General features: G+C 33.7%; 14 protein-coding genes. 3 read left to right on the forward strand and 11 right to left on the reverse strand.

What is annotated here, in order from left to right:
• Positions 1-770 precede the first annotated feature (770 nt).
• The 11 genes from uvrA to CCC31_RS06945 all read right to left on the reverse strand — a co-directional run bounded on the left by uvrA (position 771) and on the right by CCC31_RS06945 (position 16246).
• Positions 771-3611 carry an excinuclease ABC subunit UvrA gene (uvrA, locus tag CCC31_RS06895; RefSeq protein WP_290850542.1) on the reverse strand — a complete coding sequence of 947 codons (2841 nt, stop codon included), beginning with the start codon at positions 3609-3611 and terminating at the stop codon, positions 771-773.
• A 128-nt stretch (positions 3612-3739) separates the two neighbouring features.
• Positions 3740-5716, reverse strand: a complete 1977-nt coding sequence (uvrB, locus tag CCC31_RS06900) for an excinuclease ABC subunit UvrB (RefSeq protein ID WP_290850544.1) — start codon at positions 5714-5716, stop codon at positions 3740-3742.
• A gap of 299 nt (positions 5717-6015) precedes the next feature.
• Complete coding sequence (locus CCC31_RS06905; RefSeq protein WP_118565897.1) at positions 6016-7191, reverse strand: S41 family peptidase; 1176 nt, start codon at positions 7189-7191, stop codon at positions 6016-6018.
• A 99-nt stretch (positions 7192-7290) separates the two neighbouring features.
• Positions 7291-8562: a M23 family metallopeptidase gene (locus tag CCC31_RS06910; RefSeq protein ID WP_158574544.1), complete on the reverse strand. Its 1272-nt coding sequence runs from the start codon at positions 8560-8562 to the stop codon at positions 7291-7293.
• Positions 8563-8664: 102 nt separating this feature from the next.
• Positions 8665-9573, reverse strand: coding sequence for a permease-like cell division protein FtsX (gene ftsX / locus CCC31_RS06915; protein WP_022088697.1), 909 nt, complete (start codon positions 9571-9573; stop codon positions 8665-8667).
• Positions 9574-9575: 2 nt separating this feature from the next.
• Entirely contained in the window at positions 9576-10244 is a 669-nt protein-coding gene (ftsE, locus tag CCC31_RS06920) for a cell division ATP-binding protein FtsE (protein WP_022088698.1), read from the reverse strand.
• 82 nt (positions 10245-10326) lie between these two features.
• The gene (locus CCC31_RS06925) at positions 10327-11418 is read right to left on the reverse strand and encodes a helix-turn-helix domain-containing protein (protein WP_022088699.1); all 1092 of its coding nucleotides are present in this window, start codon (positions 11416-11418) and stop codon (positions 10327-10329) included.
• 247 nt (positions 11419-11665) lie between these two features.
• The gene (ugpC, locus tag CCC31_RS06930; RefSeq protein ID WP_022088700.1) at positions 11666-12784 is read right to left on the reverse strand and encodes a sn-glycerol-3-phosphate ABC transporter ATP-binding protein UgpC; all 1119 of its coding nucleotides are present in this window, start codon (positions 12782-12784) and stop codon (positions 11666-11668) included.
• Between the two features lie 164 nt (positions 12785-12948).
• Positions 12949-13779, reverse strand: a complete 831-nt coding sequence (locus CCC31_RS06935; RefSeq protein ID WP_290850549.1) for a S1-like domain-containing RNA-binding protein — start codon at positions 13777-13779, stop codon at positions 12949-12951.
• 241 nt (positions 13780-14020) lie between these two features.
• On the reverse strand, positions 14021-14728 hold the full coding sequence (locus CCC31_RS06940) for an acyl-ACP thioesterase domain-containing protein (RefSeq protein ID WP_022088702.1): 708 nt from the start codon (positions 14726-14728) through the stop codon (positions 14021-14023).
• A gap of 3 nt (positions 14729-14731) precedes the next feature.
• A complete protein-coding gene (locus CCC31_RS06945; RefSeq protein WP_022088703.1) occupies positions 14732-16246 on the reverse strand; it encodes an immunoglobulin-like domain-containing protein in 1515 nt (504 codons plus the stop codon).
• 369 nt (positions 16247-16615) lie between these two features.
• Between CCC31_RS06945 and CCC31_RS06950 the strand changes: the two genes are divergently transcribed.
• From CCC31_RS06950 to CCC31_RS06960, 3 genes are read left to right on the forward strand one after another with little or no spacing between them, the layout of a single operon-like run.
• The gene (locus CCC31_RS06950; RefSeq protein ID WP_290850552.1) at positions 16616-17398 is read left to right on the forward strand and encodes a hypothetical protein; all 783 of its coding nucleotides are present in this window, start codon (positions 16616-16618) and stop codon (positions 17396-17398) included.
• Between the two features lie 23 nt (positions 17399-17421).
• Positions 17422-19083 carry an MBL fold metallo-hydrolase gene (locus CCC31_RS06955; protein ID WP_022088705.1) on the forward strand — a complete coding sequence of 554 codons (1662 nt, stop codon included), beginning with the start codon at positions 17422-17424 and terminating at the stop codon, positions 19081-19083.
• Between the two features lie 33 nt (positions 19084-19116).
• Positions 19117-20148, forward strand: coding sequence for an asparaginase domain-containing protein (locus CCC31_RS06960; RefSeq protein WP_290850554.1), 1032 nt, complete (start codon positions 19117-19119; stop codon positions 20146-20148).
• The last annotated feature ends 106 nt before the right edge of the window (positions 20149-20254 follow it).

Here is a 20254-nt window from a genome sequence, read left to right on the forward strand (position 1 = left end):
AACAAGTAGGCTATTGTTAAAACCATAACAATATAAACCTTTTCTTAAATTAACAAAGCACCTGACATTTATTAATATCAGGTGCTCGTATTTAAATACCTTACTTCTAAAATTGATTCATTAGCTGCAGATCAAACTTCATTAATCATTAATCTTATATGAAACTATATTCCCTTACTTTACTTTCGATTTATCATACCTAATCAAAATCGTGTTTCAAAAATACCATCTGCAAATAATTTAATATATCTACATATATAAAGATGTTATCTTTCAAATCTCTGTAACAACTTTGCCACTTGGAGATCAATAACCATCCTTCAATCCACTCTCTTCTTACAACTCTTCCGATCCGTTGTACCTTATGTAGATAATCCGGTAACTCCTTTCTTACCTATATTTGACTAATATTCACTCGATTCCAATTGTTCTGTTTTCCTAGTACGGATTAAATAAATATTGGAGTCTCTCGTTTTCTCCTATAGGACTTTTTCCCATTAAACATTCCTCTTGGATACTTACTTAATTTTCATCTCATGACACGTTCTAATGATAATTTTTAGAAGCTTTACGGTATTAATTTCTTATTAAGTTTTAATGTACTTTTCCTTTAACTTGTAACTATAATCTAGCACATTTTTATGCAGTTTTAAAGGGTTTAAAAACATGTTTTTAATCTTTGTAACCATTGCTGTTTTTGGCCTTTTTAAATCCTTTTTATTTTCCTGTTTTTTATGAAAAATACACAATATTTTAAAATGTCAACTTTATTATTTTTTGTCTTTTTCTAAATACTGCTTTACGTATTTTGCAGTATAAGATGTAGGGTGTTTTGCTACCTCCTCAGGAGTTCCCGAAACTACAACAGTTCCACCTCTGTCTCCTCCGTCAGGACCCATGTCAATAATATAATCTGCGGTTTTAATAACATCAAGATTATGCTCTATTACAACTACCGTGTTTCCTTCGGCTGCAAGCCTTTGTAGAATTTCTACTAACTTGTGTACATCTGCAAAATGAAGTCCTGTTGTAGGTTCATCAAGTACATAAATTGTTCTTCCCGTACTTCTTTTACTTAATTCTGTAGCAAGTTTAATTCTCTGAGCTTCTCCACCGGATAATGTAGTTGATGGCTGTCCTAATTTAATGTATGACAATCCAACATCGTATAAAGTCTGTATCTTGTTATGAATTTTTGGTACATTTTTGAAAAAGTCCAATGCCTCCTCAACTGTCATATCAAGTACATCGTATATGCTCTTTCCTTTATACTTAACCTCTAATGTTTCACGATTATATCTCTTTCCACCACATACTTCACATGGCACATAAACATCTGGAAGGAAATGCATTTCTACCTTTAAAATACCATCACCTGAACAAGCTTCACAACGGCCGCCTTTAACATTAAAACTAAAACGACCTTTCTTGTAACCTCGCTCCTTAGCATCCATTGTATTTGCAAATAAATCTCTAATAGTGTCAAATACCCCTGTATAAGTTGCCGGATTAGAACGTGGAGTTCTTCCTATTGGAGACTGATCAATATCAATAATTTTATCTAACTGCTCTACTCCCTCTATTGTCTTATGCTTTCCGGGAATATATCTTGCTCTGTTTAACTGTTTTGCAAGAGATTTATATAAAATTTCATTTACAAGTGAACTCTTACCTGAACCTGAAACACCTGTTACACATGTAAGTACTCCTGTAGGAATTTTTACATTTATATTTTTTAAATTATTTTCCTTTGCTCCAACGATTTTTAGCCAACCTGTCGGTTTTCTTCTTGTTTTTGGAACAGGAATCTTTATTTCACCACTTAAGTATTTTCCTGTAATTGAGTTTGGATTCTTCATAATATCTTCAGCCGTTCCGGTAGCTATAACTTCACCTCCGTGGGCTCCTGCTCCCGGACCTATATCTACTATGAAATCTGCTGCTCTCATTGTATCTTCGTCATGCTCAACTACTATCAATGAATTACCCAAATCACGCAAATGTTTAAGTGTTGCAAGTAACTTATCATTGTCATTCTGATGAAGACCTATACTTGGTTCGTCTAATATATAAGCGACTCCAACAAGCCCTGACCCTATCTGGGTTGCAAGACGTATTCTCTGAGCTTCTCCACCGGATAATGTTCCCGTTGCTCTTGAAAGACTTAAATAGTCCAATCCTACATCAACCAAAAACTTGAGTCTTCCCTTTATTTCTTTAAGAATTTCATCGCCGATTTTATGTTGCATTTCTGACAGTTCAACATTTTCCAAAAACTCTCTTAAATCCCTAACAGGCATTTCTGTCATCTCATAAATATTCTTATCTGCAATTGTTACAGCAAGCGATTCTTTTTTTAATCTTTGTCCGCCACAATTCTTACACGGTGTAATTCTCATGTATGTCTCATATTCTGCCTTTGTTGATTCTGCACTTGTTTCTCTATATCGTCTTTCAACATTTCTTATAAGCCCCTCAAATGCAATATCATAAACACCTTCTCCACGCTGTCCTCTATAATGAACAGGCACGGAAACTCCATTTGTTCCATATATCAAAATATCATGAATTTCCTGTGGATAGTCTTCAAATGGTGTATCTAAATCAAAATTATATTTTTTACCTAAAGCCTTAAGAATGGCATTTGCAAAGCTCTTACCATCATTTGCACTCTGCCACCCAAGAACAACTATCGCTCCCTGATTAATACTTAAACTTTTGTCAGGAATCATTAAATCCTCATCAAACTCCATCTTATATCCTAATCCATAACAATCAGGACACGCACCAAACGGATTATTAAACGAAAAACTTCTCGGCTGAATTTCATCAATACTAATTCCACAATCCGGGCATGAAAAATGCTGACTAAATGTCATTGGTTCTCCATCAATTACATCGATAATCATTAAACCATCTGCTAATTTAAGCGCATTATCAATAGAGTCATTAAGTCTCTTTTCCATTCCTTCTCTAATTGCAAGTCTATCTACAACTATTTCAATATTATGCTTTATATTCTTATCTAATGTTATGTCTTCTGTTAGTTCGTACATATTTCCATCTACACGAACACGTACATATCCACTTCTTTTCGCTCCTTCAAGCACTTTTTCATGGCGTCCTTTTCTTCCTCTAACAACTGGTGCAAGAACCTGAATCTTTGTTCTTTCAGGAAGTGCCATTATCTTATCCACCATTTCATCAACAGTCTGTTTTTTTATTTCGCGGCCACATTTCGGGCAATGCGGAATACCTGCTCTCGCAAATAAGAGTCTTAAATAGTCATATATTTCCGTAACAGTTCCAACTGTAGAACGTGGATTTCTATTTGTTGACTTCTGGTCTATTGAAATTGCCGGAGGAAGTCCTTCTAAACTTTCTACCTGTGGTTTTTCCATCTGTCCTAGGAATTGTCTTGCATAAGAAGATAATGATTCCATATATCTTCTCTGCCCCTCAGCATAAATTGTATCAAATGCAAGAGACGATTTACCTGAGCCACTAAGACCTGTCAATACGACAAATTCATCTCTTGGAATATCTATATCTATATTTTTTAAATTGTGCTCTGCTGCACCTCTGATTTTTATATATTTTTTATTATCCAATTGTCTGTCCTCTCTACATGCAGGGTGTTCTGAATATTAATTAAAAATAACAAACTGTAAATTCACTACAATTATTATAATTATATTTTCTCTCAAACCTCTTACACTATGCCTATATTCAAATCTGTTTAATTCAAATATTTTCGCAAATCTGCTATCTTATCTCTAAATTCTATTGCTGACTCAAAATCAAAATCAGCTGCAGCCTTTTGCATCTTCTTTGTAAGTTTATCTATCAATTTGCGAATTTCCTTCGGATCCATTGATTCTGGATCTTTCTCAATATCATTAATCTTCTTGTCCACTTCTTTTGAAATACTAATAAGGTCACGCACTGCTTTAATAATAGTTTTTGGCGTAATTCCATGCTCCTTATTGTACTTCATCTGTATATCTCTACGACGATTTGTCTCATCTATGGCAACTCTCATTGAATCAGTAATCTTGTCCGCATACATGATTACATGACCCTCAGCATTTCTTGCGGCACGTCCTATCGTCTGGATAAGCGATGTCTCCGATCTTAAAAATCCTTCCTTATCTGCATCTAATATTGCTACCAATGCAATTTCCGGAATATCAAGACCTTCCCTTAAAAGGTTAATTCCTACAAGTACATCAAATTGGTCAAGTCTCATATTTCTTATAATTTCTGCTCGCTCCAATGTATCTATGTCCGAATGAAGGTATTTAACCCTGATTCCAACTTCCTTCATATAGTCAGTCAAATCCTCTGCCATCCTCTTAGTCAAAGTAGTAACTAATATTTTATTCTTCTTTTCTACTTCTTTATTAATTTCAGAAATTAAATCATCTATCTGCCCTGCAACCGGTCTCACTTCAACCTCAGGATCCAAAAGACCTGTAGGTCTGATAACCTGTTGTGCTCTTAATAACTCATGCTGGCTCTCGTATTCTCCCGGTGTTGCCGAAACAAACATAATCTGATCAATCATGCTTTCAAATTCATCAAAATTAAGTGGTCTGTTATCTTTTGCTGATGGAAGTCTGAATCCATAATCCACCAGTGTTGTCTTTCTTGACTGATCGCCTGCATACATTCCTCTAATCTGTGGAACTGTAATATGCGATTCGTCTATTATTATTAGAAAATCATCTCCAAAATATTCCATTAATGTATGAGGTGTCGCACCCGGCTCTAATCCTGCCATATGTCTTGAATAATTCTCTATGCCTGAGCAAATTCCGGTTTCCCTAAGCATTTCCATATCAAAATTAGTACGCTCGGCAATTCTTTGTGCTTCAATCAGCTTATCCTCACTCTTAAAATAAGCTACCTGTTCTGCCAGTTCCTTCTCAATTGCCGCAATCGCACCTTCCATCTTTTCAGGTGGAATAACATAATGAGAATTAGGGAAAATTGCCACATGTTCCAGTCTGTTCTTAACTTCACCTGTTAATGTATCAATTTCCGTTATCCTGTCCACCTCATCTCCAAAAAATTCTATACGGACTGCCGTGTCGCCATATGAAGCCGGAAATACCTCAACAACATCCCCTCTTACGCGAAAAGTACCACGCTTAAAATCCATATCGTTGCGATCATATTGTATCTCTATTAATTTTCTTATTACTTCATCTCTATCCTTAATCATTCCCGGTCTTAGGGAAACAACCATATTCTTATAATCAATCGGATCTCCTAAGCCATAAATACAGGAAACTGACGAAATAATAATAACGTCTTTTCTTTCCATCAAAGCCATTGTTGCCGAATGTCTTAATTTATCTATTTCATCATTTATTGCCGAATCTTTTTCTATATAAGTATCTGTACTTGGCACATACGCCTCCGGCTGATAATAATCATAATAGGAGACAAAATATTCCACTGCGTTATTTGGAAAAAATTCTTTAAATTCACCATATAACTGAGCTGCCAAAGTCTTGTTATGAGCAATAATCAGCGTTGGTTTATTAAGTTGTTGTATAACATTCGCCATTGTAAATGTCTTACCTGAACCTGTTACACCTAATAAGGTTTCACACTGATTACCTTTTTTAAATCCTTCAACTAATTCTTCTATTGCCTGGGGCTGATCCCCTGTCGGCTTAAATTCTGATACTAATTCAAAATGATCCATAAAATACCTCTGTTATATTTATCCCCTTATTTTATGTGATGCCAGAGTCAAAAGGTCTAAGTCCACATGAGTTTGCCCACAAATAGGGGTCGCCCTGCAAACGAATTTTATAAAGAGTTGATAAATAGCATTATTTGCTCACAAATAGAGGCTTTCGCCCTAGCATCATATTATTTCATTATAAAACTTTTACTCTATTCGATATCTTCTTAGTATTGCTACCTGATTAGTATATCATTCAGGCAAAAAAAAGTACAGAACAAAATCGAACTTTTGTTCTGTACGCTTTTAACAATTTTTTATTCTTCTGACAATGTATCTATTGCTTTTTGTAACTGGTCATCTCTTTCTGTCTCAGAATTTTCTTCTACTTTAATATCCGGTTCAATGCCTGTTCCCTGAATATTAACTCCACTTGGTGTAAAATATCTCTGTATCGTAAGTTTTATTGCCGAACCGTCAGATAATGGCATTATTGTCTGTACAATTCCTTTTCCAAATGATGTATATCCTATTATTGTACCTGCCTTAAAATCTTTAATTGCCCCTGCAAAAATCTCTGCTGCACTGGCACTGTTTTCATTCTGTAAAACAACCATAGGCATATCAAGGCAATTTGCATCAGATTTTTGTTCCTCTTTATTGCCATCTTTATCCTCAGTGTACACCAAAACTCCCTCAGGCAAAATATCATCTAACATATTTACTACAGTTTTATACATTCCACCCGGATTATCTCTAACATCAAAAATAATAGACTTCATTCCCTGCTTCTTTAAACTTTCCAAGCCCTCTTTAAACTGATTGTATGTAACCTCATCAAATTCTGTTATCTGCATGTATCCTATATTATTATCAAGCATTTTTGTTTCTATTGTAGGAACATTAACTTCATCTCTTTCAATTTCCATATCAATATACTTTGATGTAGATGGACGATATACTGTGACTTTAACCTTAGTTCCTTTATCTCCTTTCATCTTTGCAACAACGGAGCTTAAATCTTCACCGGTTACTTCTTCATCTTCTACTTTATATATAATATCCTTAGCTTTAACACCCGCTTTATCTCCAGGTGCTCCGTCAAATACTCTAACTGCAGTAATTACTCCCGTATCATTATTCTGGCTAACAACAACACCTATTCCACAGTAGCTTCCGCTAGTACTTTCAAGCAATGACTGATATTCTTCTTTTGTATAATACACAGAATATGGATCATCTAATCCATTTAAAAGACCTTTATAAATACTGTCTTTTATTTTTTCATCATTCTTATTGTCATTGTAATCCAAATAATAATCATCAATCAATTTATTTAGATAATTCATCTTTGTCTGTACTTGTGATGCAATGTTATCTGAGCTATTTGTCTTAATTATTGTTGAAATTGTACCTGCTGCAAATCCACCTCCAAATACAAACACAACAACCAAAATTACGCCTATTATTTTAGCAGCTTTCTTTTTTTTCATAATTTATATGTCTCCTTATAATAGTTATTTATATTTTTGCCGTATATAACAGAACAAAGGCACCCACTATTTTATCTTAGTAGTGTGCCTTCGTTTTCTTTATTTGCTCACGTAATTCCAAGGACTTACATATGCCCCATTTAATCGTACACTAAAATGCAAATGATTTCCTGTTGACGAACCTGTTGTTCCTACAAGCCCTATAACGTCTCCCGCACTTACATTTTGTCCTGCTGATACAATTAATGCAGAACAATGCATATATACAGTATATACACCATTGCCGTGATCTATTCCAATCCAGTTTCCTGCTGTTGTACTATAGTTTGCCCACGCAACCTGTCCTGATGCGGCTGCCACAATTCTTGTTCCTGCCGGAGCCGGTATGTCTATACCTGAATGATATGACTGTTTGCCTGTAAATGGATCTGAACGGTATCCAAAATCAGATGATACTGTGCTATATCCAGGCAAAGGCCAAATATATCCTGTTGCAGAATTTACGGTATTTTGTGTACTTCCTGCATTGCTGTCAGTATTTGGTTTTGTCTGAGTTACTCCTGTTGAAGCAGAACTCTGTCCTGTACTTTTATTAGCATTCTGAGCTGCAAGTGCTGCTTTTCTTGCTGCCTCTTCTCTTGCCTTTTCAATGCTTTCCATTTCCTGAATAACCTGTTTCTGATTGCTGATTTCATCATCTATATTATCTTTGCTTTTCTTTCCTGCAGCAATCAGGTTATTATATTCTTCCATTTCTTTTTCTTTTGCATCAGACAATATCTGCAAATCGCTCTTTTGTTTTGAAAGCTTTGTTTGCAAATTCTCTAAATTAGTTTTACTGTCTTCTAACGCAACTTGAGTATCAGCAATTTCCTGCTTTGTCTCTTTCATTTTATTTAACATTTTTCTGTCATATGATGAAATTTCTGATATGTATTCTGCCTTATTAAGAAAATCTCCAACACTCTTTGATGACAAAATCAAATCCAACATCTGTGTATCGCCATTTTCATACATAAACTGTATTCTAAGTTTCATCGCAGCATACTGATTCTCTATGCTTGTCTGAGCATTCTCTAATTTTTTCTCATTTTTCTTTATTTTCTTTTCAGTTTTATCAAGTTCATTCTCGTTGTCATACATTTGTTTTGAAATAGCTGAAACCTGAGAATCCACTGTATTAATAAATGTTTTTGCGTCAGCCTTTGATTTTTCCAAACCATTAATCTGCTGTTGAACATCTTCCTGCTCATTCTGCAAATTATTTAATTTATCTTTTTCGTCCTTAATTGTAGCTCTAGACGGCACTGCCGTTCCTATTATTAAGCTAAGGACAAGAAATCCACACAATATCTTGTTTCTTTTTTTCATGAACATTCTCCTCATATATGTGTTGCCCCCTCCCTTCGGTCGGCGGCTATTCGTCGGAAACATTTATAGAAAATGAACTTTGTTCATTTTGTTTCCTCCTCCTTAAACCTTTAAGTGCTTTCTAATTGATAAAATACTTCCTACAAATCCAATTCCTGCACCGATTCCTAATCCCATAGGAACCAATACTGCAAAAATTGTGCTCTGTGGTAAAAATACAATTATAGAAGATAATGCGCTAAACTGCTGCATTACGAATTCGACAACCTTTTCATATAACACTTTAATAAGTACTAATGGAATTGTTGCTCCTACTAAACCTATAACTATACCTTCTATGATAAATGGTGCTCTTACAAAAATATTTGAAGCACCAATTAACTTCATTACTTTTATTTCTTTCTTACGAACAGAAATACCAATCATTACCGTATTACTAATAAGGAAAATACCTACAGCAAGCAATACAACAATTATGGCTACAGATGCATATCCAACAAGCCTTCCAAAGCTTGTCATTGCGCTTACTGTTCCTTCTGAATAATTTACTGCTCTTACACCCTCTACCTGAGACATCTCATCTGAAAAGCTTTTCTGGTCTTCTATATTTTTCAAATATACTGTATAAGATGCTGAATTTGCCAACGGATTGTCATCCTTAAATCCTTCTGCTAAATCTTCATTCTGTTTAAAATATTCTACTTTAAAAATATCCCACGCTTCTTCTGCTGAAGTAAATGTGTAATTTGCCACTTTATCATTTGCAGCTATCTGCGCCCCTATGGCATCAATTCCTGCCTGATCTATTCCTTCGTTAAAAAATATAGTAATTCCTACCTGGTCTTCTGCTGATTTTACAATGTACTGGAAATTTACTACAATTGTATAAAACATACCAATCAGAAATACACAGGCAGCTATTGTACTAATCGAAGCAAGTGAAAATAATTTGTTTCTCTTTATATTTACAAGCCCTTGCTTAAGGCAATATAATGCTGTTCTAATTTTCATCTTTAATCCACCTTACTGTCGCTTACCTTTATTCCTTTTTTCATTGTAATTACTCTTTTTTGCATTCGCTCAACTATTTCCATATTATGCGTAACTACAACTACCGTCGTTCCCTGTTTGTTAATCTCATCCAACAATTTCATGATTTCCCATGAATTTCCCGGATCCAGGTTTCCGGTTGGCTCGTCTGCCAATAACAATGCCGGCTTATTTACCAACGCTCTTGCAAGTGCAACTCTCTGCTGTTCACCACCTGATAACTCATTTGGAAATGACTTATATTTTTCAGAAAGCCCAACTAAAGATAACATTCTAGGAACATTTTTCTTTATTTCTCTTGTGGACACACCTATTACTCTCTGTGCAAATGCGATATTTTCATATACATTTCTATCTTTCAAAAGACGGAAATCCTGAAATACAACTCCTACTTTTCTTCTGTATTTTGCAGTCTTTCCTGATCTTAGTTTTCTTAATTCAGTATCGTTTACGATAATTTTTCCTTCTGTCGGTTCTAATTCCTTCAAAAGTAATTTAATAAATGTTGATTTGCCTGAACCGCTTGTTCCTACAACAAATACAAACTCTCCATCTTCAATTTCTATATTAAGGTTACTTAGCGCCGGTGCACCATTACCATACGACTTAGTAACATTTTCAAAAGTAATCATTTTCTTTGTCCTCTCACCCTGCCGTGACTCCTAAAAGCATTTGAAATGCGCAGAAAAACTGCGCATTCCATTATAGCCGTATTTAGAATTCATTCATACTATCCATGTAATTCATATATTTTACTACCATTAATGCAATCTTAAATGTTATTGCATCTTCAAACACTCTTAAATCAAGTCCTGTGCTCTTTTGTAATTTATCTAATCTGTATACAAGTGTATTTCTATGAATATATAACTGTCTTGATGTTTCAGATACATTCAAATTATTTTCAAAGAACTTATTTATTGTTGTAAGTGTTTCTTCATCAAAATCATCAGGTGACTTTCCATTGAAGTTTTCCTTTATAAACATCTTACAAAGAGGAATAGGTAACTGATAAATCAAACGTCCAATTCCTAAGTTGTTATATGCAATAACACTCTTATTGCTATAGAAAATCTTTCCTACATCTAAAGCCATCTTTGCTTCCTTATAAGAACGTGACACTTCTTTTAATTCTGAAATAATTGTACCATATGCAACTGTTGCCTTAACCATTGCTTCTGTATTTAACATATCAACAATTGTTTCTGAAATCTTCTGAACATCTTCATATCCTTGTTTTTCTTCAAGATTCTTAATTAATATTATGCTCTTTTCATCTACTGCTGTAATAAAATCTTTCTTCTGTGTTGCAAATAATGTTCTGACAGTTTCTAATGCAACACTGTCTTTTTCATTCTTTGTTTCAATAATGCACACAACTCTTCTTGTATCCATGTCTATGTGCAATTTCTTAGCTCTGTTATAAATATCAACCAACAAAAGATTATCTAACAAAAGATTCTTTATGAAATTATCTTTATCAAATCTTTCTTTATACGCTACCAAAAGATTCTGTATCTGGAAGGCTGCCATCTTTCCAATCATAAATACATCATCATTTGCTCCCTGAGCTATTAAAATTAATTCTAACTGGTTCTCATCATATACCTTAAAAAATTGGTATCCCTGAACAGACTGGCTATCTGCCGGTGAACCTGCGAATGCAATTATAGCATCTTTAAACTGGTTTCCAATCTGGGAAGTACTGGCAACTATTTTTCCATCTGTATCAGCAACATATAAGTCAACTCTTGATATGTCTTTTACTCCTTTGATTGTTGATTGTAGTATCTGATTTGAAATCATTCTGTATACCTCTATTTCTTTTTAATTTAATGCATCCCAACATTTTGTTTTCTAAGAAATTATAATTTAAAATTATAAATTTTATGTGTACGTAAATCTTTTCTGACTAGAGTTTATCTTTTTATTTCCATCAAAATAAACTCAACACATTCTTATTCTATAGTTTAATATAATTTTCATTAAAAAAAAAGAGAAAATACACTTTTTTTGTGCATTTCCTCTTTTTTTCACATTTATTTCATTTTTACTAGTTTGTGATAACCTGTTCTGTTTCTTTATCAAAGATATGCAACTTTGTAAGATCCATTGCCATTCTTACTTCATCACCAGGTCTAGCCTGTGTACGAGGATTTACTCTTGCTGTACAATCGAATCCTTCTACATCGAAGTATAAGTAAACTTCAGCACCTAATAATTCGTATAATCTGATTGTTGTTGTAAATACACTTTCAGGTGACATTTCAATGAAGCTTTCTTCATCATGAATATCTTCTGGTCTGATACCCATAACAACTGTCTTTCCAACATATCCGCCTTCAACTAAAGCTCTAGCCTGATCAGCTGGTACTGTGATGTACTGTCTTGCCTGACCAATGTGAAGTTTAACATCTTCTCCATCTCTTTCAACTTCAGCGTCGATGAAGTTCATCTGTGGTGATCCCATGAATCCTGCTACGAATAAGTTAACCGGATTATCATATAAGTTCTTAGGTGAATCTACCTGCTGAACTACACCATCTTTCATAACTACGATTCTTGTACCAAGTGTCATAGCTTCTGTCTGGTCATGAGTAACGTAAATGATTGTTGCTCCTAATCTCTTATGAATCTTAGCAATTTCAACACGCATCTGAACTCTTAACTTAGCATCTAAGTTTGAAAGAGGTTCATCCATTAAGAATACCTTAGGATCACGAACGATTGCACGACCCATAGCAACTCTCTGTCTCTGACCACCTGATAAAGCCTTTGGCTTTCTGTCAAGTAAGTGTTCCAAATCAAGAATCTTAGCTGCTTCTTTAACTAATCTTTCAATTTCAGCCTTAGGTACTTTTCTTAACTTAAGACCGAACGCCATATTATCATATACTGTCATATGTGGATACAAAGCGTAGTTCTGGAAAACCATTGCGATATCTCTATCTTTAGGTTCTACATCGTTAACTAACTTGTCTCCAATATATAATTCTCCTGATGAGATTTCTTCAAGACCTGCAATCATACGAAGTGTTGTTGACTTACCACAACCTGATGGTCCTACGAAAATGATAAATTCCTTATCCTTGATTTCAAGGTTAAAATCTTTTACTGCAACAAATCCGTTAGGATATACCTTGCTAATGTTTTTTAATGATAAACTTGCCATAAGTTCCTCCTCTAATATCTAGTGCCTGGCGCAACATACTCCGCAAATCACGCCTCCGTACTCTTCTTTATTACAGTGGTTATTGTAAATCAGCCCCAGAGAAAATTCTATATTGTAAATAGCCAAAATATAATTTTATAATTTGGCTAAATTGTATATCGGCATTATTCTTTTGTTAATTTTATTGAATTTACCCCAATTGACACCTTACGTTCTTTGAGCAATCTGCCGATACCACGCTTAAATTCATTTTTACTCATATTAAAATCATTTTTAATAACTTCCGGTTTTGCCTTATCTGTATATGGCAATTCACCACCCATTGCCTCTATTATTTCATATATTTTCTTTGCATCGTCTTCCATTTGCAAATATGCTTTCTTCTGGAGGCTCAAATCCATCTTGCCATCTTTTCTTACATTTATAACTCTTGCTTCAATCTGCTCACCTATCTGAACATTTCTGTGGAGTTCTCTTTTTAAAAGCATTCCGTGATATTTGTTATCTACTGCTACAAATGCTCCAAATCTTTCATTATAATTGTAAACTATACCTGAAACCTGATCATCTTTCACATATGGCGGATTATCTTCCAAATAATCGTATACATTCATGGTTCCACATAATCTGCTACTCTTATCAATATATAAAGCTATCAAGTATCTTTCACCCGGTCTTACCTGCGTTGTCTGTTCTTTATATGGAAGGAACAAATCTTTTTCAAGTCCCCAGTCAAGATATGCTCCATTTTTTGAAACATCTTTTACTGTAAGCATTGCTACTTCACCTAATGTTAATAGTGGCTGATTTACAGTAGAAATCAGTCTGTCCTCTGAATCTCTGTATATAAATACTTTTATTGAATCGTCAACACTAATATCCTGTGGTACCTGTTTCTTTGGTAACAATACCTGTTCTCTTTCATCCCCAAGATATACTCCTATTGTTGACTTTCTAACTACCTTTAATATCTGATATTTTCCTAATTCAATCATGTGTTTCCGTCCTTTCTGTATCTGTTTTTATTTATAAATATTTAAATGCCTGCCATAAGATATTTTCTAACTATTTTTTAATTTTAATCAGACATTTTATTAATTATTTACGACTTTATTATATTTTATAAGGCGGGAGATTTCTACTCCCGCCTTAATATTTTTATTCATTATTCCTAAAATGTTAGTCTAAAATCATTTATCATTATTCCTGAGTAATGAATTGTTTTATTTTATAATGCTATTTATTTTGCAGTCTTACCTTTGCCAGTACATTCTCATCTTTATCTTCAAATGTAATTTCAATTTCATTTTCCTCACGATGCAAATATGCTGTCATCATTTCGCCTTCCATAGCTTCCTTATTATAGATAATATCAACCTCATAGTATTCAAAATCTGCAGGTACAAATTCTGCTGCAACCCTTAAGTAATCAGCATTATTCATATGACCATTATTATCTATATAAGTCTTTAGGACTTTAAATTCACCAACTTTTTCCCTTTCAGAAGAGAATTTGATTTTTCTGTCAGCCTTCAAATCATTTATTCCTTCTTCAATTACATATCCTTTTCTTTCTTCCTCGGATACTCTTATGGGATGGCGTGTTTCCATGTCCATTAAAACCCATATACTATCGGCTTCTACTAATTTTTCACCATCTAGCGATTCTATTTGAAATTTTCTGTCTCCATAAAAGCTGCTAAAACTACTTGCTGCCGTTCCAACACGGACTTTTTCGCCATATCTTAACTTCTTTTTTAATGAGATTTTGTATGAAACAAGTATCCATCCTTTGTTAACCTGTTTCATATGCTCAACTCCCATTCCTATGCTTGAAGACTGCATATTAGTGCAATCCTGCAGCAAATTTAAAATTCCATATAGTGGCAAATTTCCATTTCTGTCAACAGCACTGTAGCTTATCATTGTTTCAAATGTATACATATCTTAATATCTTTCTGACCAATCTTTATCCTGATTAGCTGAATTTTTTGTTGTCTGTGGTGCAGTTGTTTCTTCCTGCTTTGTTGTCTCAGCAGGCTTTGTTGTTTCTGGTGTAGTAGTTGTTTCTGGAGCCTTTGTTGTCTCCGGTACAGTAGTTGTTTCAGGTGTCTTAGCAACTACTGTTACTGTTACTTCAACTTCTCTTCTTGTATAAGCAATTCCTCTGTTAGCTGCTGCATATACTACCTTGTATGTTCCGGGAACATTTGAATTAACTGTACCTGTAATGCTTACATTCTTAGCGATATCAATAGCAACGCCCTTAAATGTCTTTAATTCTGAAACATATTTTAATGGTTCAAATATTTCACCCTGATTAATTGTAATGTTAGTGTTTACAGTTAATTTAACTCCTCTGTCAACAACATTGTACTTAACTGTTGTTGTTCTTGTTTTCTTATTATTTCCTGTTACTTTGTATACAACTTTGTAAGTTCCTGCTTTATCAAATGTAACATTTCCCTGTTTTACTCTTACTTTGTTGCCTGCTTCATCAATAACTTTTACCTTGATTTTCTGAGTCAAATCTTTTCCTGATGCTGCCTGTGCTGTTACACCATTTAAAAGATTCTGAGTTGTTGTCATCGCAACTGTCTTTTTCTTTTTATCAACTAAAATCGTAGGTTTCTTATTATCAATAACATTAAATTTAAATGTCTTGCTTGTCTTCTTTCCAAGTTTATCTGTTATTCTATATGTAACTTTATATTTACCAACTTTTGCTGTATTTACTTTTCCTTTTACTTTAACCTTTGCTTCTTTAGCTGTTAATTCATTTCCAGCTGAATCCTTAATTAAAACTAAGTCTTTTACATTAACCTTTGAACCAAGTTTAACTGTAGCTGTTTTAGCTGTTATTGTTGGCTTGTTTCCTCTGAATGGATTCTTTGGGTCTGGGTCTGTTGGGTCCCATGAAGTACGTGATTTTGTTGAAAGTGGTGTAAATGATGGTCTTCCTAATGGATCATCTTTCTTTGTTCCGTTAAAAATAACTACCTTTGTTTTTAATGCACAATTGTCATAAATCCATTTTGCATCTTTGCAAAGTAAACGAACACATCCGTGAGATGCTTTGTTACCCATTACGTTGTATGCTGATACTGACATTGTTGACTTATCACCATTTTTGTAATACCAAACTGAGTGGAAAAGTATTCCATCCCAAGTAATTCTTGTACAGTACTGTGCATAGCAGTTACCAATCATTTCATGCCATTTATATTTTACAGGAGTATAAAATGTTCCTACAGGTGTTTCATTACTTGGAGAACAAATCATAGCCTTAACCGGCTTCCCGTCTTTATCATAGACTGTAACACAGTTTGTCCCTTTATTAACTTTAATAACGTAATCTGTTCTTTCTTCAGCCTGTACCGGTGTACTAAACTGACCAACTGTAGTAACACAAAGTACTAATGAAAGTACTAACATCATTAATTTTTTCTTCATTGTTTCCATAATTCCTTTCCTATAATATAAGGGTTATTTATAATCGTAAAATATTATACACTTTAAATTTTGAATAATCAAATACTATTGGATTTTAATTTTAAATAGGTTATAATCGACTTATTAAAATTGTTTCAATTCACATCATACACATATGATGTTGTGGCAAAAGTCCCGATTTTTACGCCCATGGATTGTTACGTACTACGTACTCCTACCGGCATCACACATATTATATTATTAATATTTATTACAAATGTTATCTCTTTAAAATTTCATTTGGTGACATCAATGGATACACTTTAAAAAAATATGACGTTTGTATTATTTTTTTAGTTTATACATATTAATTTTGTACATATTAATAAGGAGGATTCTATGAAATTATCCCGTGGTAAACTTAGTATAATTTTATTTTTACTTGGTTTCTTATTTATTGTTTTAGATGTTAATATCGACACAGGAATAGCATATCCTAACAATTACAATAACTCTGACAACGTTATTGGCGAATTTCAATATTATAATATTAAATCAACTTATGGAGCTTCCTGTACTTATAAAATGATAGAAGACAAGCATGACAGCTCTTTGTCTGATGATAATTCAGATGCAGTTTCAACTAACGAGGCCAAAGTAATTGACAAAGTATTTTTTGACAATATTCATATAGATATTTTTAATGATATTGTCGGATTTATTTTAATTGCAATCGCCGCTTTTCTTCTCAAGAACAAAGGCAGCCGTCAATTTAATTATGCTATATTACTCAGTATTATTTCTTTAATTCTCAGCATTATTATTTATATTCTGCCATTTTTCGTTAATGGAATATTACTTTGTAATTTAGTATTTGCTATTGGTTTTGCATATTTGTTCGCTGGTGTTATAACAACATTTTTTTACACTCACGGCTTTCTTAAATTAGCTCCGGGAATTGCATGTCGTGATGAGCGTGGTTGGATAAAAGCTACATGGTATGTAAGCGTAGTGGGATTTGTATTGGCAACTTTTGTTTACTGGCTCGGTTCCGATTATCATGCTTTAATTGTAACCGGCAATCTTTTTACGTTTGTAATTATTTGTCTTATTGTTGTATACTATTTATTAGCGAAAAGGTGTTTAGACTATATTGATGAAAATTATAATTCACAAAAATAATATTAAAGCCGAGGTTTAACATTATGAGTATTAATTTTTCATTACGAATGAAAAAATCTGTCAGGCATATATTTTTTGTATGCCTGATTTTTATTTTACAATTATATCTGCCTCAATTTATTGTTGATGCTAACGCAGGACAAATGTCAATGACTGCCATTTATGCCGGACGTGGAGATTGCATTTTAATGGAAAGTGAAGGACATTATATGCTTGTTGATTCAGGTGTTAATACAGAAACTGAAAATATTGTTACTTATCTTAAATCACTCGGAATCTCAAAAATTGACTATGTTGTTTCCACGCATCCTGATGGAGACCATGTCGGTGGATTTGCCCGTATCTTTAAAGAATTTGAAATCGGAGAAACTTTTTGTTCTCCATGCTCAAAAGATTTAGATGTATTTTATGCCTTTATGGAAGCTTTAAAAGCTGAAGGATGCCCTTATTCTAACCCTTCATATCTTCAAAGCTGGTCATTTGGCGATGCCACAGTCACATGCTTATATGATGGAACCATGGGCTCAACTTATAATGAATGTAGTCTTGTTTTAAAAGTTACCTGCGATGACAGATCAGTTGTGTTGACCGGAGATTTGCCTTCTACGATGGAAGAAAAGTTATTGGCAATGGGAATTGATTTTAAATGCGATGTATTAAAAGTTGGTCATCATGGTGCCGCATTATCTTCATGTGCGGATTTTTTAGATGCATGTGCACCATCAATGGCTGTTATTTCATCCGAAAGGGGCAATGAGACTACTCTTCCAAAACCATCTGTTCTTAAACGATTGGCTAGAAGATTTATTAAAACTTACCGTACTACAGACGGTAATGTTAAAATTAACTTTGTAAATGGCGAAATAACTACAGATGCCCAGGAAAATAATCCATATGTTTCTTTGAAAAATGCTTCTGTAACTCTTAGCCAAAACATTTATACGTGCAACGGCTCAGAGCAACGCCCTGACGTAACAGTAACTTATAACGGACAGGTTGTATCTCCTGACAATTACACTGTCGATTATTCAGACAATGTATATTCCGGCGTAGGTTCTGTTAAAGTAATAGGAAATGAGATTAAATATTTAAGTTCATGTTCCGCTGATTTTTTAATTTTACCAAAGCAAGCTAAAATTACATCAGCTAAAATTAGCCGTTCCAATGAAATTAATTTAAAATGGACTACCCAAAACGGAGTAAGCGGGTACACTATACAATATTCTAAAGACAAAAAATTTAAAAAGCACGTAAAAACTATTAAGGTTGACGGAAAGGATTCAAAAACCGTCATCAAAAAGCTTCCTTATAATACAAAATATTATATACGTATGCGTGCTTATACTAATAATGTAGGAATTGGGAATTGGAGTAAAACAGTTTCAGCAAAAACTAAAAAGCAACCTAAACTTGATTCCGTTAAATTTGCAAAGAAGAAACTAAACAAGTCTAAAGAACTCAAGCTTACATGGAAAACTGATAAAAATTGTGACGGATATTTTATTCAGTATTCCTATGATAAGTCATTTAAAAAAGGTGTCAAAACCGTCCGTGCATCAGGCGGCAAGACATCTACATATAAAAAACATTTGAAAAAGAAGAAAACATATTATTTTAGAATCCGTCCATATAAAATGGGAGTTCCTGCAATAAACTATGGAAAAATTATTAAGGTTCGTACATAATTTTGCAACGCTTCCAATACTTAGGAGCAATTTATGAAGAAAATTTTAGTCATTTTAACCGGAGGAACTATTGGAAGCAAAGTCGAGGGAAAAATTATCAATACCACTGCTGCTTCCTCTTATAGACTTCTTCAGTTATATAATGAGAAATATGCTGATGATACTGAATTTGAAGTAATTCAGCCGATTAATATTTTAAGTGAAAATCTTACTCCTGTAGAGTGGGGCGTTTTATGCAATTGCCTTTTGGAATTAGATTTTGAAAAATATCAGGGAATCATTATAACACATGGTTCTGATACACTTTCCTATACATCAGCTTTAATTGGAACAATGTTTGAAAATTGTTCTATTCCAATTGTACTTGTTGCAAGCAATCTTGCTTTGGGACTTCCCGGCAGTAATGGCATGAACAATTTCAGAAATGCTGTATGTTTTATTAAAGAATCTCACATGCATGGTGCGTTCACTATTTTTGAAAATAATAAGGGGGAAATGCCTGTTTATCTTTCTACTCATATTGTGGAATCTGACCCATTTACGGACCAGTTTCGCAGTTTTACAGGCAAATATTTTGGCCAAATGATTGATGAAAGATTTTTTGCTAACGAGAGCTATCCTCATTTGTCAGAATCCCATAAATTAAATATATCATTTAAAAATGCACCTGATTTTAATAATATTTGCAATAATTCGGAGCACTGTAAAACTACAGACGCTCACTCTGCTTTATGGAGTGGGAACTTTAACAATGGGATATTATTAATTCGTCCTTATCCGGGTCTAAAATATGGCAACATTGATTTAAGTGCAAAGCCAAAAGCTGTCCTTCATTATATGTATCATTCAGCAACGGCATGTACAACTGACAGTTATTCTATTATTGATTTTGCAAAAAAATGTATAGATTTAGGAATAGATTTTTACTGTGCATCATTTAAAAGCAAAGATGCAGCCTTATACGACAGCAGTGCAAAAATTATAGATACCGGTGTAACTCCTCTTTACAATATTTCTTGCGAAGCTGCTTATGCGAAATTGATGATTTTATATAATTGCGGTTAGTTAAACAGATTCGCTATTAGTTGTATTGTGTATTAGATTAAAATAATACATTTAATTTTTCCTATACCCGATTCTGTTATACTGGGTACAGGAAAAATTAAGTTGC

The sequence above is a fragment of the Eubacterium sp. LMAG:50 genome (genome assembly GCF_008680265.1).
GTDB classification, from domain to species: domain Bacteria; phylum Bacillota; class Clostridia; order Lachnospirales; family Lachnospiraceae; genus Eubacterium_U; species Eubacterium_U album.